The organism is Rhizobium sp. RU35A, assembly GCF_900156005.1.
Taxonomy (GTDB): Bacteria; Pseudomonadota; Alphaproteobacteria; order Rhizobiales; family Rhizobiaceae; genus Neorhizobium; species Neorhizobium straminoryzae.
This window is the reverse complement of the sequence record NZ_FTMR01000028.1, coordinates 1-15,178: the sequence shown is the minus strand read 5'-3', so window position 1 is coordinate 15,178 and position 15,178 is coordinate 1. Positions and strand designations below refer to the sequence as shown.

General features: G+C 54.7%; 15 protein-coding genes and 2 pseudogenes. 8 read left to right on the top strand and 9 right to left on the bottom strand.

From position 1 onward, the window contains the following. Positions 1-92 precede the first annotated feature (92 nt). The 7 genes from F3H95_RS26470 to F3H95_RS26440 form a co-directional block, all read right to left on the bottom strand. The gene (locus tag F3H95_RS26470; RefSeq protein WP_149748167.1) at positions 93-1,217 is read right to left on the bottom strand and encodes a hypothetical protein; all 1,125 of its coding nucleotides are present in this window, start codon (positions 1,215-1,217) and stop codon (positions 93-95) included. A 26-nt stretch (positions 1,218-1,243) separates the two neighbouring features. Beyond that, the gene (locus F3H95_RS26465; protein ID WP_149748166.1) at positions 1,244-1,474 is read right to left on the bottom strand and encodes a hypothetical protein; all 231 of its coding nucleotides are present in this window, start codon (positions 1,472-1,474) and stop codon (positions 1,244-1,246) included. Between the two features lie 3 nt (positions 1,475-1,477). Continuing rightward, complete coding sequence (locus tag F3H95_RS26460) at positions 1,478-2,704, bottom strand: hypothetical protein (RefSeq protein ID WP_149748165.1); 1,227 nt, start codon at positions 2,702-2,704, stop codon at positions 1,478-1,480. A 160-nt stretch (positions 2,705-2,864) separates the two neighbouring features. Beyond that, the gene (locus F3H95_RS26455) at positions 2,865-3,134 is read right to left on the bottom strand and encodes a hypothetical protein (protein ID WP_149748164.1); all 270 of its coding nucleotides are present in this window, start codon (positions 3,132-3,134) and stop codon (positions 2,865-2,867) included. A gap of 2 nt (positions 3,135-3,136) precedes the next feature. Continuing rightward, complete coding sequence (locus F3H95_RS26450) at positions 3,137-3,586, bottom strand: hypothetical protein (RefSeq protein ID WP_149748163.1); 450 nt, start codon at positions 3,584-3,586, stop codon at positions 3,137-3,139. Between the two features lie 73 nt (positions 3,587-3,659). Continuing rightward, positions 3,660-4,709, bottom strand: coding sequence for a DUF2278 family protein (locus F3H95_RS26445; RefSeq protein WP_149748162.1), 1,050 nt, complete (start codon positions 4,707-4,709; stop codon positions 3,660-3,662). A gap of 55 nt (positions 4,710-4,764) precedes the next feature. Then, on the bottom strand, positions 4,765-6,522 hold the full coding sequence (locus tag F3H95_RS26440; RefSeq protein ID WP_149748161.1) for a phospholipase D-like domain-containing protein: 1,758 nt from the start codon (positions 6,520-6,522) through the stop codon (positions 4,765-4,767). Positions 6,523-6,863: 341 nt separating this feature from the next. On the opposite strand from F3H95_RS26440, the pseudogene F3H95_RS26435 reads away from it, so the two are divergent. Further along, positions 6,864-6,977: pseudogene (locus tag F3H95_RS26435) on the top strand (IS3 family transposase); the annotation flags it as partial. 34 nt (positions 6,978-7,011) lie between these two features. On the opposite strand, the pseudogene F3H95_RS27575 reads toward F3H95_RS26435, so the two are convergent. Continuing rightward, positions 7,012-7,173: pseudogene (locus F3H95_RS27575) on the bottom strand (damage-inducible mutagenesis protein); the annotation flags it as partial. 233 nt (positions 7,174-7,406) lie between these two features. On the opposite strand from F3H95_RS27575, the gene F3H95_RS26425 reads away from it, so the two are divergent. From F3H95_RS26425 to F3H95_RS26405, 5 genes are read left to right on the top strand one after another with little or no spacing between them, the layout of a single operon-like run. Next, the gene (locus F3H95_RS26425) at positions 7,407-8,396 is read left to right on the top strand and encodes a DUF4189 domain-containing protein (RefSeq protein ID WP_149748160.1); all 990 of its coding nucleotides are present in this window, start codon (positions 7,407-7,409) and stop codon (positions 8,394-8,396) included. 14 nt (positions 8,397-8,410) lie between these two features. After that, complete coding sequence (locus F3H95_RS26420) at positions 8,411-9,079, top strand: VWA domain-containing protein (protein WP_188134504.1); 669 nt, start codon at positions 8,411-8,413, stop codon at positions 9,077-9,079. 9 nt (positions 9,080-9,088) lie between these two features. Next, complete coding sequence (locus F3H95_RS26415; protein ID WP_149748158.1) at positions 9,089-9,871, top strand: PP2C family serine/threonine-protein phosphatase; 783 nt, start codon at positions 9,089-9,091, stop codon at positions 9,869-9,871. After that, the gene (locus tag F3H95_RS26410; RefSeq protein WP_149748157.1) at positions 9,868-11,850 is read left to right on the top strand and encodes a hypothetical protein; all 1,983 of its coding nucleotides are present in this window, start codon (positions 9,868-9,870) and stop codon (positions 11,848-11,850) included. The genes F3H95_RS26415 and F3H95_RS26410 overlap by 4 nt, the downstream gene beginning before the upstream one ends. 10 nt (positions 11,851-11,860) lie before the next feature. Then, positions 11,861-12,700, top strand: coding sequence for a hypothetical protein (locus F3H95_RS26405; protein WP_149748156.1), 840 nt, complete (start codon positions 11,861-11,863; stop codon positions 12,698-12,700). Positions 12,701-12,708: 8 nt separating this feature from the next. Here F3H95_RS26405 and F3H95_RS26400 read toward each other — a convergent pair whose 3' ends face one another. After that, entirely contained in the window at positions 12,709-14,313 is a 1,605-nt protein-coding gene (locus tag F3H95_RS26400; RefSeq protein WP_149748155.1) for a type IV secretory system conjugative DNA transfer family protein, read from the bottom strand. A 91-nt stretch (positions 14,314-14,404) separates the two neighbouring features. Between F3H95_RS26400 and F3H95_RS26395 the strand changes: the two genes are divergently transcribed. Further along, positions 14,405-14,773 (top strand): hypothetical protein, encoded by a 369-nt coding sequence (locus F3H95_RS26395; RefSeq protein ID WP_149748154.1) that lies wholly within the window; start codon positions 14,405-14,407, stop codon positions 14,771-14,773. Positions 14,774-15,001: 228 nt separating this feature from the next. Continuing rightward, the coding region (locus F3H95_RS26390) for a transposase (RefSeq protein ID WP_149748153.1) at positions 15,002-15,178 on the top strand (177 nt) is incomplete at its 3' end.

The window sequence follows — 15,178 nt, the reverse complement described above, 5'->3', positions numbered from 1 at the left end:
TCTGTTCGTCTGTGAAACGGTTGCGTTTCATCCTCTGGTCCTCTCAATGGGCCAGAGCTTACTTCAAAATGGATTAGTTCAACGGGGCAAGGTCACTTCCCGTCCTGCAATTGCCAGAAGTCGCAGAGCCGGAAAGTCTTGAGATGCCGCAAATACGGACCCGCTCGCGAGGCCAGTTCGGAGAACTCCGTGCCGGCGTCTGTCCGGTTTGGCGGGCTACCTGACATGTAGGCTTGCAGATCGCTGATGAAACCCGATTCAGTCGCCGTGACTAGCTCGTCTGAAAGCGAATTGAAGACGGGTTTACCGAGCGCTTTGTCCACGACCATCATTAGCCAGAATGCATCCCGGGCGATGTCGATTACCTCCTCCGGCTCGTCGATATCGACGACAATTGCCGCGTCATCCTCGTTTCGATGAAGTGTGTTCCGCTGGAGCATCTGCAAGCGTCGGCCGACGATGTTCAGCATCCTGCCGAGGGGCAAGGGGTGTAGGCTCGGGCCACTTCTCATGCTTTCCAGCCTGTAAAGTTCAATCAAACCAAGAACGATCGTCATGGCGAGCGTGCACAGACGGATGAGCTCCAGGCGACATGTCGCAGAGGGAGGGCTGCCGGAAGGGATGTGGTCTTCGAATGTAGCCAGGATTTCAAGGAAGTCGCTGTAGATGAGATCCGCAGCCATGCCGTCGGCTTCGAGTTCCATCATCCGACTGATGTCAAGCGACGTAAGTGACGTATCATTAGCGGCACCGGCCAACGCTGTGATGATGCTGCGTTCATTTTCGGAAAACGACAGCTTCTTTTGGCGCGTGGTAGGCCCTGTCATCAGTGACAGGTGGCCGGCGACGCAGTGCCCTGCCTCGTGCAAGGCCAGGAACACCATCGCCGCGACGAAGACGAAGTCCCAAGCCGTTTCCTCGTCGTTGATTCCAAGTTCCCGAAGACTGTCGGCTGATATGAAATCGTCGATAGGATTCGTTGCGGCAACCCGAGCGATAACGTCAACGATCGCCGACACCGCTCCCGTGCTGACCTTGACGTCAAAGCGGGGGCCTATCGGAGTGATCGTCGCTATGAACCGTGGAGCTGCGACGAGTCTGAAAGATATCCTGTCGTTGATGTCGTCATCAATGTAGGCAGCGAGAATGATCCACTGTGCGACTTCGAAGGCCGCTTCGGATAAAGCACGCCCATTTTCATCAGCATGCATGTCCATCTACTAACCCTTGCGGATGGTTTCCCTTACTTAACGACCAACGCTCCTTCGAGCGGAAACTTGCTGCCGTCGCAGAACTGTCGGAATATCGCGTCGATCGACAGAAGGTCGCCGTTTGCAGCAAACTTAATCTGCCGGACCGTAAAACGTCCTGTGGATTCATTGCAGGCGCGACCAGCGCCGGTGATGGACATGGACGCTTCATTTTTTGCCGCGAAAGGATAGCGCGTGGCCGGGCTGTATTCGCCAGCGGACAAGTCCTACTTTTCTCGCGCCGAGAGCGAGATCTCCCAGCTTTCACCATCTGCTTCGAAAGAAAACGTTAGTGCTTGGTGTTTTTCTCGGGTCACCGCTAACGTCCCGTTGAAGTGCAGCGACCGACCATCTGTGATGAACTCGCGCGGCGTACCGGCGATGTCCACAATCCCTGGCATCTGCAAGGGAGTATGTGCGACCTCGGCCGAGGCGTCTCGGATGCAACAGACAGTTCCGGCCTTCGCCGAGCCTGTGCGTTGCTCCAGCTGACCCTCTGTGTGTCCGGCTGGAGAAGCAAATGAAAGAACACGGCGTGACCACGCCTTGTCGCGCACCGCATTGGTTACCGCGGGTTTGGTGGCACTATCGAGCGTGGGAGACGTTAAGTCGCCGACGAGGTCGCCTAGGGTGAGGGTTGATTTCGCGGCCGCTTGACGATCGAGGATCAACATGAGTCGACGTGCGAGTGGTGCAACGGGTGTCGCGCTTGGCTGATAGGGATCGCCCACTGTCTTCGCCAGCGTACCGGGCGTCGTCGAATAGAGGACTGGGTTGGCCTGGCGGAATTCGTTGACGACGCGGATGACGTCGGCGATCGATTGCAAGCTCTCAATCGCAGGCCCGCTCAGGATCGGCGAATCGAAATCTGCAACCTGACCTTCATAGCAGCTGTCGAGAATGAGAACATAACGTGCCCCGCTGTGATCGAGGCGATCAGCCAAATTGCCGGCGTAAAGCGTTGCTGCCGACAGCGATTCGATATCTAGCTCGGAAAGCTTTCCACGATAGAGAAATGTGCCTGGCACGGAGAAGTGGTTCCAGCCGACACCCTCGGAAACGCCATGGCTGGCAATGTAGAGCAGGATCAGTGGATTGGCCGGCTTATCTTTCGCAATCCTGGCTTCGACAGTCACCAGGGCAGCCTCGACATCGCCAGGCGTGATCAGGCCGCGGGGATCGGAGGTCAGAAGAAACGTAAAGCGGGCCCCACCTGCGACAAACCGATTGGCCAGTTCGCGTGCGCTTCTGTTCGCTCCGGAGATGGTAGTCAGACCGTGGCTACCGTCGTCGGCCGGCGGGACAGCGAAATAGGAAGAGCCAATGGTGATTGCATAAAGGTCGAACGCCGAGCCTGAACCACCAGCCGCATTCGAGGGCCCCGCACCAATTCCAAGGGCAAGAAGCGCCGGAAAGAGGAACCCGAGCAGGGCTCGAATGAGGCCAGTGCTCATCGGATCGGTTCACCCGCTGCGAGCGATGCTTTGAAAGCCTTCATCAAAACGTCCGCCCGGACTTTCAGCTGATCGCGGGTGCTCCGGCCATTCTGAAAATCTTCAATTTGGACCCGAAACGCGATCATAGCCTGCTCTACGGCTGGATCCTCGACCAAGATCATCTCGCTCCAGTAGGCTGCCATGAATTGCGCACAGCTGCGGTGAATGCAGCATCGTCGGCAGGCGCGGCGATATTGCCTGCCAGTTTCGCAACAGCGGTATAGGTCTCAAGACGCTTCATCCATAGTTGCGTCGCATGTTCATATTTCGCCTTCTGCGCTTCCCCTACATTAAATTGCCACACGCCCACAATGATGCCGGTCACCGTTATCAGCGGGCCGATGATACCAAGTCCTACGTCCCAGTTTCGCTTAGTCGGTTCCTCCACGATCAGTCTCCGGACAGGACAAATTCGCGATCGACATTCGGGTCGACCTTCGACTCGCTCCGCGTGCGCAAAATCATATGCTGCAGCTTGTCCTTTCCATCGAAAAAGATGACCAGGTAACGGCTCCCATCGATGCTCAGAACCATATCGATGGGGCCGTCCTGAGCCAAAGTCCAGGCCCCGTCTGACACCTTGACTTGGCCATTCACACAGCTTTCTCGATGCAACGTCTTATCGGTATAGAAGCGATACCGCTCACCGGTCGTGCACGCGGTGTTGCTTCCCATCCAGACTTTCACGTCCCCCCCAAGCCATTCTCGGCTGCTCTCACCGGTGAGCTTCGCGCTCGCTTCAGTCAAGCTGGAAGATTGAGCGGCACTATCGCACGAGAGGCCGACAACGAGAACTCCCGTGACAACAGCGGTGAGGCCAGACGCGCAGGATATTCTCACGATAGTCTCCTTTAAACGTCGGCGGATAAAGGACGCAGCTCAGGCGCCCGCCCCTTCGATCGCCGTGGGGGTATTAGCTCTGGAAGGGTATCGTCCGACCTGGCTGCCTTGCCTGATCTTTTGTATAGGAGACGCCGTGCACCTTCACGCCTTTGGCGTCGATCAGCGTGATGATGCCCCCTTGGTTCGAAAGCGCCACCGGCTGCCTGACGTCGATCACCAAAGTCGCGCCGGCCGCGATGGAACCGAATAGCGGCATTGTATTTTTTTGCTTGTCCTTGATCGTCCAACCCGAAAGATCGATGGGCACATCGGACGTGTTCAGGAGGGTCACGGTCTCATGTTCGGGTGATCGCACATCGTTGACGAGTGCTGCAACGATGCGCACAAGGCCATCGGGGACGTCCATGGGCGGAATGTGATCGCGGTCGACAGGGGTGTGCGGCTCGCCCCTGTGGTTCGGGTCCGGGGGAACGATTGGCTTTGCCGTTCCATCGTCGGAGTGCCACGCCTGCGTTTGAAACTTCAGAAAAATGGCGACCCATTGGCTTTCTCTCGGAAATTCGAACACGAGGGCCCCATCCTGGAACGGGCCGTTATCGTCATCGAATTTCCCGGGCGGATTGCCCTGGTTCATATGAATGTCGTGGATGCCGCGGCCGGGCGTAAACCCAAAATACTTATCGGCTTTGTTGATTTCCGGACCCCACGTTTCTCCGAAGGCATAGATCCAGGCTTCCTCATCGGCCATCGCGCGCTGCACATAAGCATCGATCTTCTCATTCAGATCGTTGTCCGGACCGACCACCGAGATCGGCAGGGGTTTCAGCTCCCAAGGCTGCATGAGGTTGCTGCGGATGAAGTCGAGAGCCAGCCCGTCTGGAACGGAAGGTGCCGCGTGCAGCCCTTCACCAAGTGGATCGAGCTTAGCGGTCACGGGATGTTCGAACCGGGATCGAACAAGAAACTGCACCTCGCTACCATCCTGTGATTGGACATTGATTGCGATCCGGTGCAGTTCGCCGTTGGCCGAAACCAGGACTTGGTAGTGAGGGCTTCTGCCTGTTGCCAGGCGGTTGTTGATCGGCCGACCCTTCAGGACCGAATAGTTTTTCAACGGCATGGGAAACTCCATTGCGATATGGAAATTCGGGGTATTAAGGGGGCAAACCTCGACGTCACTTCGAAAACAGCAGGCGATCTCGTTCGGCCTGACTGCCGGAAACGTAGGATTTTTCGAACCAGGCAGGCTTGCCGCTGATCGCTGTCGGCTTTCTCAGGGAGAGGGTTTCAGGCGGTCGCGAGCCGTGGCCCGCGCTGCCGGCATGGTCGGCATCGTACATCCGGTTTCGAAATTGCAGATGATCGAAGACGCGAATTGCCTCGATGGCATAGGCGGTCGCGATTTTGCGATCTTCGATCATGATCAGATGGTCGCCATTCTGCTTCTCGCCCGATGGCGACATATTGCTTGAGCCGGTGAACACCTTAGCGGTGGGCAGGTTGAAATCGGTCACCAGAAATTTGTGATGAACGTTTCGCCCCTTTCCTCCGGACCATTCGCTCTTGAAAGGCTCCGGCGCTTTTGAACTGAGATAGCGAAAGTCGACAAGACCGCGAGAACCATCGGGTTTGATCAAGTGAAGCGAACCTCGCTTGTCGACACTGCCGCAGCTGAAGATCGGCCGATCGATCAGACGCTCGAATGCCTCGAGCGTCGGACCGGATCTCATCATGTTGAGGAAGGCAAGGGAATAGAGAGCGCAGGACGTGGCCTGGTCGATCGCTGCTGCGATCGGATTGAGCGACAGGTCGGTATCGCTATGCGGGGAGAAACAAAGCTGAACGGTCGGCCCACCGGCATGCGGGATGGCGTGCCACGTTTTTGCGAAGGCCGATTTGCGAAAGGCCATGGGATCGGAAAAAGCCATGTCGAACATGGTGCCGAAAAAGCCTGCCACATCGGCTGAAGTAAAGACCAGAACGTTATTGGCTTGGATGTAAAGCCCGCGAAACGAATAGTTCGTCGAACCACACAGCACCTTGACCGGAACGCCGTTGTGCCGCTGAATGAGCACCTTGTGATGCTGCAAATTGTGAAAGTGCGTTCGCCGCACCGCGGCTCCAGCCGCCGTCAGCCGGTCAGCGCTGCGGCTCTCGCAGCTGGTCGGTAGGTCATGACCATTTGGGTTGCCGTCCTCGTCGTCAGATGACGAGTCATCGATGACGGCGCGAAGACGCCCGCCAAGCGATGTGAGCTTGGCGACGACGTCCGGCAAATTAAGATCGTAGGCCAGAAAATCGACCGAGATCGCCGGATCGGCGACGGCCTCGTCCAGAAAATCATAGAGGAGCTGCCGTGCCTCGAATCCCAACCAATCATAGACGTTCTCGCCGCGATCGTTCTTCAGATCGAGCATTTTGAAATCGAGACCATCAATGGCGACCTTTGGAATGACGTCGGCATTGTTGCCGAATTGCTCGCGATAGGCCTGCGAGGAAGCGAAGTTTCGGGTAAACCCGATGTCGACGACACCGTCATAGGTCGCCGTGTGCTGGTTAATCCCCAGATCGAGCCGAGTACCCTGAACGAGATCGCCGTCACGGGGCATATGAATCTTCGTGGCGCGGTATTCATACGTCCCATCGACCGGGTGGTAGGGAAAATGGATCCATCGGAATTTCTGGATGGGCGCCTTGTCTGTCGGAAACAAGCGGTCGCCGGTGACGGCAGCTGCACCTTGCGGATAGGAGAAATTCAGCCTGTTGCGCAGCGGCACAAATTCCTGAGATTTTGGCGATTTAACCTCGATGGCGAATCCGACAAAGTCATCTTCCGGCGCTGCGACGTCGAAGCCTATCATCGTCATGCGTTCGCCTCGCCAGAGCTTGAAGCGAAAGCCATTTGAATCTGCGGCATTCTCGAAATCGGACATTGCCCCACCCTCATCCGGACTGATTTCGGATATTGCGCACTTCGAGGACCCGCTCATCGTCACGGACAGCTGGTCTTGCATGTCATTGAAAATTATTGCTGCAGCCGCTTTATGGCCGCCGAGCCAATCGGATGAAGATTAGCTCCATGCCCTCAATTTTTAATTGAACTCTAGCTAAATCACTCGCTGAGTCAACCGCGGTCAGGGGGACATCAAATATTCGTCTGGCGGGCTGAGCGTTGGCACGTAGATGTGGCTCTCATTATCTTTGCTCAAGCATGTACCGGCGTCGAGGTCCAAAACGCCTATCCTGCGACGCTTCTCCATCTGCTCTTGAACGTGAAGCACGCCAGGACGTGTTCGACTATATCGATATGTTCTACAACCCTAAACGCAAGCACGTCAGAAACGGGATGCTGTCGCCCGTCGAGTTCGAGAAGCAGCAGACAATCTAACCCGAGTGTGTCTACGAAACTCGGGGCTATTCACTGGTAATTCCCCCGATGGCATGACACTGACCCGCCACCGTGTCCTCGAGGCCGTCGGCTGACCGAAATCATTTGCGTCCGATTGCCGGCGCCAGAGCCAAACCGCCAGAGCCATCGTTCCGGTCCGTTCGACAGCGCGCCTGATGCACCGAGGAGCACTCATGTCCATCTCATGATGCTTCAGTCCAATCGCTCGGACCTCGGCCCAAACCTCATCAGCTTGGGGGACGGCCACCAAACTGGCTACTGGTCAGACGCAGGCCATTACGGCATTTATTGACATCACCATCCGCGACCTATCCTTCTTTTACTATAATCGAAAAACGCGAGGCCTGTCTTGACTCACCCGCAGGATGCCTCGATTGTGGCGGAAAATTGGTGAAGTAGAGCTTGCAGATGCCGGAGCATCCCCCTCAACAAGATCAAGTTCCTGACCTATCATTTGGGAGTATATTCGCAACAAGCCAGTTTGAATCGCGAGATGAGGTAACACGCCTTCTAGAAGAAATGGCGCAAGCCGTTCCCAATCCTAACGACAACGCAGGGCTGCAAGCCCGTCGACGCATCAGGGCAAGAAGAGTAAAGTGGGCATGTGCTGCCGTTCTCGTAGCCATTCTTGCACTTGCCGGGGGCGCCGTAGCTTCAGGCATCATCCGCCTCCCCGGCTCCCCCATTACCGTCTCGACTATCACCAACGCCGTCGATCGTGCACGAGTTCAATCGATTATCGGCTCGCTTGATGGCCGGGAGGCAATTATTGTGAAAGCCGAGGAGAAGCTGAGAATCGATCGTGGGGCGCTCGACCAACAGATATCCTCGGTCCGCGCAGATCAGCAGCGCATTGCAACCCAACAAGCCGACCTCGAGCGTCAGAAGCGAACGCTTGCTGATGCACAGTCTGCTCTGAGCAGGGAAAAGACCGAACTACAAGTCGGGCAACAGAGGCTCACTGCAGACCAAGCAGCTCTGGCAAAAGCAAAGACCGACCTGGAAACGGCACGACTGACTTTCGGACAACCAATCCAGGCGCCAACTGTATCGGGGTCATATAATCAACCGGAGGTGCAACCACAGCCTCCCGTTCGCGCACGCTTTGTTGCAATGGCTATCGATCGAGGGGCCGACATCGCCGTCGGCTGGGGTGAAGACTTACGATCGGCCACCCAAGAAGCGCTAAGAGACTGCTCGCGTCTATCAGGGGGAGACAGATGCAAAATCGCAATTAGCGCAAGTGACTGTATCAGCATTGCAAGGGGCGGAATCAACGGCTGGGGAACTGGTCGTGGCCCCAACAAAAACGCGGCCGCACAAGCTGCTATACGGGCGTGCTCAAGGACCGGCCTCTTCGAATGCACCGCAGCACGTCAAGAAACCTATTGCCCTTAGATTACGGAGCAGAAATGTCTGAGTCATCTGAAATTCAATTTGCCGAAAACCCGGAAGACCGCGTCCCGGTGGTATTGATTGTAGACGTGTCTCCATCCATGGAAGACAAGATTGCTGAGCTAAATGATGGCTATTCGGGTTACATTGCCGATCTGCTCGCTGATCCACTCGCATCTCTTCGTGTCGAGCTTGCCATCGTCACATGCGGGGACGGCAATCGCTTCATCCCGTTTGATAGAGCAGAAAACCACCGCCGAGAATTTCAAATCGACGCGGCGGGATCGACACCATTGGGCGGTGCAGTCACGATGGCGCTCCACGAGCTTGAACTGCGCAAACAGGAATACAAGCGAAATGGCATCAACTACTATCGGCCATGGCTTTGGATCATGTCGGATGGCGAGCCAAATGATGACAATTGGCGTCAAGCTGCCGCGAATGCCAGGAAAGCGGAAGAGGACAAGAAGGTCAGCGTCTACTGCGTCGGTATCGGCGATGCCCAGGGAATGATGGAAAACCTTCGGGAATTTTCGCCCACGCGCACAGCTAAACTCGACAAGCTAAAATTCCGGGAAATGTTCAAGTGGCTTTCCAATTCCCAGAAGAAGGTATCCCAGGACAAGGCTACAGGCGCTGCAGTCCAACTTGATCCGGTCACCGATTGGGCAACGGCATTTAGATGAGCGAACGCGATGTGGCTTCCAGCTGAACTGAGTGTACGTGGCAAGGGCCACGTAATCACAGGAAAACCATGTCAGGATGCGTCACGCAGTGCCACATGCCTGGATGGAAAATGGCTCGTCGGGGCCGTCGCCGACGGTGGGGGCTCATTAGCGTATTCCGACATAGGCTCACTGATTGCCAGTGACTATGTTGTCGCCTTGACTCAAGAATTTATTGAGAAGACCAATATTGATGAAATGCCTACCGACGAACTGCGGGAAGTCGCTCACCAGCATTGGCTCCAGACGGCTGTGCAGATCCGGGAGCTTCTGAAACACGAAGCGGCAATCGAGGGAAATGATGTCGGCCAATACGGCACGACGCTCATCGCTTTCGCAATAAGCAAGAACCGGCTCATCGCATTCCAACTTGGTGACGGCTTTTTGGTTGTTGATAGTAGCGGCAATGAGGATTGCCCCTACCAATTGATATTTGAAGCTCAACAGACCGAACACGTAGGTGAGGTTACGTGGATTACTAGTTCTGCGTGGCAACGCGAATCTCGATCATCGGTTCAAGAAGGCGATTTCAATTTCGTTTGCGCATCCACCGACGGGTTAGAGAAGGTAGCAATTGTTCAAAGCTCACAACAGCCGTTTAGCAGCTTCTTTGGGCCCCTAAGGAAAAAGGCAAGCGATGTAGCCGACGCGAAAGGTCTAAGAGACGTTTTGGCCTCGATCCTGAATATGCCGTCGCTGGATCTGAAGACTGACGATGATAAGACATTGCTTTTGGGCTTACGACGCTCATGAGTAAAACCGGAGCGCTCACAAACACTCGCTACACCGCCATCGACCGGGACGGTCGATCAACCAGCATCGTTTTACAGAATCTCATCAGTGAGAGCGGGGAAGGCGTAATCTATTGGACCGACAAGATTGACCTGGTTGCCAAACTTTATCATAAGGATAAGCGAACAACTGCAAGGGTGGAGAAACTCCATCTTATGCTTCGCCAGCCACCTATCGATCCGGCAGCCCCTAACAGATCGATAATTTGGCCGATGGCGACGCTGCACGATTCCGGTGGTTCCGTGGTTGGCTTCACCATGCCAGGCGTGAAACACGGTCTCATCCCTAGGTCGCTTTACGTCCCGCTCGAACGGAAAAAGGAAGCCCCTTCCCTAGACTGGTATCACCTGCTTCAGGCCGCGCTTAACGTTGCGAAAGCTTTCCAGTCAATTCACGACATGGGCTATGTGATCGGAGACGTGAAGTCGGACAACTTGTTGGTCACACCAAGCTTGAGGGTCTGTCTCGTCGATACCGATTCATTTCAGGTTGTTGATAAGGCTACAGGGAAGATTCACCCCTGCCCAGTCGCATCGGCAGAATTCGCTCCACCGGAAATGCAGGGAGCGAACAAAGCTCTGCTTGCGACCAAGGAGCACGACAATTTCGGCCTAGCCATAATCATTTATTCGTTTCTCTTCACTCGACACCCTTATAGTGGCGGCATTCTTCCAGCCCAGCACGAAGGCATCCAAACGGAAGAACGGATCGCAAGAGGGCTATGGCAATGGAATAAGCGGGTTCCTCTTCCGCCACACAAAGGTTCAATTCCGCTTGAAATCGTGCATCCAAGACTGCTTAATCTCTTCAGACGCTGTTTCGACGACGGGCACAGCAATCCATCAGTCAGGCCACACGCAGGTGAGTGGGCGAAAGCTCTCCAAGAGGCAATTACGTCGGTAACTTGGTGTGCCAAAGAACCTCTCCACGTTTACTCCAAAACCTATGGAAGATGTCCGTGGTGTGAACAGAAGAGTGGTGGCCTCGACATCTTCAAGGGCGGAACAGAGGCGAAGAGCCGATCGCTAACATTACTTCTTGATGAATTCGATGTTTTCATCAAGAGGGGTGACCTTCCAGCCGCACTGGAACTTATCGATCATCACAATGTGCTCAAAACTGATGAGCGGACAGCCAGGGGGCGCGAAATAATCGGGCGTAATGCCGCTACGATTAGGGAATTTCGGCAATTTTGTACCGAGATCAAGCAGAGCGCCGACGAGGTCAAACTCATCAAGGATCTGAAAAAGAAGCCTGCCCTCCGTGCTATGGCCCAGGCAAACAACGATACTCGCCCTTATCTAAACAAGTTACTCAAGTTGTCCGGAATTCTCGATCAGTTGGATGCAGCCATCGAAAAAGCCGAAGGATTTCGCGCACGAAAAAGTATCGTTTGCGAAGAGGCGATCGTGAAGATCGTCCGGGATAATATTGACGTCCTGTCCGCGCATAAGGGGATCCAATCTTTTTATGGAGAGAGACTAGTAGCGGCAAATCGCAAGGTTGTATTGGTCCGGTCAGTGCTCAAAGCTATCGCCGCGAATGATGTTTTTGCGATTGTCCAGACGGTTCAAGGGCATTGGCAGAACCTGAAGGATCTCATCGAGTTGCGATCTTATGTCGATTACATCAGCGAACTCATCAAGGCGGAAGCGGTGGCTCAAAGTTTTGTGCAATCTTTTAACAGTGGTGATGCGGAAACTGCAGCGCGGACTTGGGAGCGAACGCCAGGGCTTGGCTCTTCCCCATTTGCAGACATGCCGCGCCCTGATCTTGGGGGCAGAACGATTAAGGTAGTCTACAAATGCATTCGAGAACCATCTACTGTCGACGCCTCCGACATAACGAGCATGCTGGCGAATGCGGTAGCAACGGAACTTGCCACAAACACAACACACACACCACCTCGACCATCACAAGCGCCAGTCTCTAAAAAATAGGGGCCTTCCGATGCACGATCAGCCAAATGTTATCACTGGGCAGCAGTCGCCGCACGAAGTTGGAAAAGACCATACATCCCCCGATCACGGCGCACCAATTGACGATACCGATTGGATCATATTGGATACCCTACTGCAATTTTCGGAGAGACCTGATCGACGGCGACCGTTTTCCGAGTACATCGACACGGTTCGGCAAATAGTCGGTGCTGAACCATCACCGACATTTCTGCTGAAAGCGGCTGATATCGGGACAATTGCCGGCATAGATCATGATCACCGAACCGTGCTGCTCGCGGTTTTGTATAGTCAGTACGCCGATTACAGCCATGAAAGGGGCGTCCCATTCTTTTCGAGACTCTTGAGGTCGACAGAGCATTGGCATCCAACGGCGCAGCTCCAGCTCTTAGAGAAGATAGTTTCCGTTTACGGAATTCGCGATATGCCGCTGATAGACGTAAAGGAGATTCTACGCGCGTTAACGGTGGCCTATCAAGGCCAACGGGGATTAGAAGACGAACAGAATACTCGCGATGCAATAACGGCGTTACAGAGTATGGGAACATCACCGGCTTTGCCAGAAGAATGCCGATCAGTCATTCTCCAGGTGCGCGACGAACTTTGCAGACGCGCCCTTCGCGTCATGTCCCTTTCAGCACTTCGTCGATCGATCCTGTTAAGCGCCCGCCAAGAAACAGGGGCAACCGGCGCCACACTAGCGGCAAAAATTATTGATAACCTTGAATTGAAGCGTTTTGTTGAAGCTCCGCAGTCGCTCGCGTATGTGTCCTGCCTTCTCAAGTTGGTGACAGGCATTTCATTTTCTGAGGCTCGCGCCCTTCTGGTGTAGCCGGGCCCTCATGGTGTGCGTTTAGTCAGTCTTCCCAGGGAAGACGGTCCCTGAGACGAACGAGCCGGGTGAGGTAGCGCGGGCTTTGGGCTACGAGCGCCGATGACACTTGATGGTAGCGTTGCCGCCGCGAGGAGCTGCCGCGGGTCGTCGTAGGCTGACTTGAATTCGGGTCGCTCGAAATAATACCATTTGCTCCCATGGATTGGCCGATGATCGTCGATGAAGATCAGCTGTGTGCGCCTGTCGAGGCGGCGCACCTCATCTGGCGTAAGCAGAGGTCTCCCGTGCAACCCATGGCCCGTGGAAACGTCAACGGAGAACGCAGACGCTTGCCGTTGTGAGGGTGTTTCTATCAGAACCGTCTTTTGTCCAAGCTTTTCGGAAATATGCTTTGCCGTTTCCAGATCCTGAACATTAAACGCCATGAATGCACCGCTATTCGCAATAATCGTCCTTGTCTTTTCCTTGTATAGAAATTCCAACTGGCCAAGATCTTGCACGATGATCCATATTTGGATCTTGAAACCAGCAAGAATCGTCAAGCCGTTCTCGAACTCCTCCATCCTACCTAAATTGGCAAACTCATCCAGAACAAAAAGGATTGGCTTGTCGGTTGGGTTCGGATAGGAGCGGCTTAGCGTCTTAACCGCCATGCCAGAAAAAATTCGCAGCAAACTGCGGCACTCGTTCAAACGGTCCGGCGGGATGATGAGAAAGAAACTGGTGCCCTTCTTGCGCAGATCCTGAAAACTGAACTCGCTCTTTCTTGTTGCCTCATCAAGCACCCCACCGGGTGCCCAGCACAACATCTGGTTATTTGCCGTCGTCAAAACGCTGGATCGCGTCTCGTCGCTCATGTTGAAGAATGAACTTCCGGCCGCCCTGACCGCGCTATTCGCGTGGAGGGACATATTTTGGAACATCGCATCCAACTTATCAGGAGGCAGCGTAAGCAATCGCTTGATCATCCCCATGTTCCGATCAGCGAGCGGCGCATTGTGCAAAGTGAAAATTATCAGGGCGGCAATGAGGTTCCTACCCTCCTGCTCCCAGAACTTGTCTTTATCGGATCCGCTGTCTTCCAAGATCAAGCTTGCCAGGATCTGAGCATCGGTGAATTCGTCCTTCGTACCCTTTCGAACGAAGTCCAGCGGATTGATGCCGACAGAGTCGAGCCTGTCATCGTATGGAGCGAAGACGTGCACCTGTCCGTACCCACGACGGCGACGTTGTGTGGCAAGGAAGTTTTCGCCCTTCACGTCGATAACAAATACTGAACCCGGATATAGAATGAGATTGGGGATAATGTGACAAGCGCCCTTGCCTGATCGCGTGGGCGCCAATGTGATGAGATGCCGGTCACCCTTGTAGATGACGGGCAAATCCACTTCTCCTGCAGCCGCCTGACCCCCAAGCAATATTCCGTTTGCTGAGCTGTCGGACTCAACCGTTAGGTCAAGATCTGCGATTTCATTTGAGGTTAAGAACCGGGCGTCTCCATATAGGTCACTTGATTTGAGGTCGCTCAGGGTCCGCTGATGCTTGCGTTTGTTGATCGCATTGAGGACGACGCTTCCGAGTAGACCCGTAAGTGGAGAAAAACCGCTCATCTGCCCCGACCCAGATATTTCCCTGACGCATAATGCCACCGAAGTTGTTTTATGCAATACTTGCTTTTAGGCGCACACAAAGGGGTTACTGGTGGAAGACGACAAGAAAAATCCGTCGAAACGTCTGTCGACGATTGCGAGCAAAGTTATAATGGGCGCCACGGTTGTTGGGGGCGCGGCGGCGCACTTAGGAGGCCTTGCAGAGGACTATCGCTTGGATCGCGTCGATCTCAACGCGGACCGGTCCAGCCAACGAACGGCGGACAACCATGATCTCTATGCAATTCAGCAAGAACAGGAACTGGAGCGGCGTAAACTTGAGCGAGAGAGAGCCAGAGCCGAAAAAGAGCGCAGCGACCGCAAAGGACGTGAAACCGACCGAAACCGGCCTTTGACACTGGAAGAACGCTCTCAGGCTAGGGAAGCACGCCGCCGGGATCGAACTGACCGGAAACGTTGATGAAAACCCGCCGCGCCCGTTTCGGAAGGCAGCGTACCAAAACCAATTCCCTACTCGCGTAACCATGGAGTTGCGGCCAGTAGAGTTCACCCTAATTAGCTTCAATGCCCGAGAGGCAGATAAATTTTTCTGGTGCTGGGGATCGCGGCATCGGGGTGCAAGGTGACCTGCTCCCCTGGAATGTCCTCGGTGTGAGGTTAGTCTGTTGTCCGGAGAAGGAGACAGACAATGAAGCGTTCTCGTTTCAGCGACGAGCAGATCATCGGTATTCTGAAGGAGCATCAGGCCGGTCTTTCGGCTGTTGATCTGCGCCGCAAATACGGTGTCAGCGACGCGACCTTCTATAAATGGCGGTCGAAGTATGGCGGCATGGAAGTGGCGGAGGCCAAACGGCTGAAGGCTCTT

Bases quoted from the DNA above. Each gene is read 5' to 3' on its own strand.
- F3H95_RS26470 (WP_149748167.1), bottom strand. From the start codon at position 1,217: ATGGACATGCATGCTGATGAAAATGGGCGTGCTTTATCCGAAGCGGCC.
- F3H95_RS26460 (WP_149748165.1), bottom strand. From the start codon at position 2,704: ATGAGCACTGGCCTCATTCGAGCCCTGCTCGGGTTCCTCTTTCCGGCG.
- F3H95_RS26445 (WP_149748162.1), bottom strand. From the start codon at position 4,709: ATGCCGTTGAAAAACTATTCGGTCCTGAAGGGTCGGCCGATCAACAAC.
- F3H95_RS26440 (WP_149748161.1), bottom strand. From the start codon at position 6,522: ATGTCCGATTTCGAGAATGCCGCAGATTCAAATGGCTTTCGCTTCAAG.
- F3H95_RS26425 (WP_149748160.1), top strand. From the start codon at position 7,407: ATGCCGGAGCATCCCCCTCAACAAGATCAAGTTCCTGACCTATCATTT.
- F3H95_RS26420 (WP_188134504.1), top strand. From the start codon at position 8,411: ATGTCTGAGTCATCTGAAATTCAATTTGCCGAAAACCCGGAAGACCGC.
- F3H95_RS26415 (WP_149748158.1), top strand. From the start codon at position 9,089: ATGTGGCTTCCAGCTGAACTGAGTGTACGTGGCAAGGGCCACGTAATC.
- F3H95_RS26410 (WP_149748157.1), top strand. From the start codon at position 9,868: ATGAGTAAAACCGGAGCGCTCACAAACACTCGCTACACCGCCATCGAC.
- F3H95_RS26405 (WP_149748156.1), top strand. From the start codon at position 11,861: ATGCACGATCAGCCAAATGTTATCACTGGGCAGCAGTCGCCGCACGAA.
- F3H95_RS26400 (WP_149748155.1), bottom strand. From the start codon at position 14,313: ATGAGCGGTTTTTCTCCACTTACGGGTCTACTCGGAAGCGTCGTCCTC.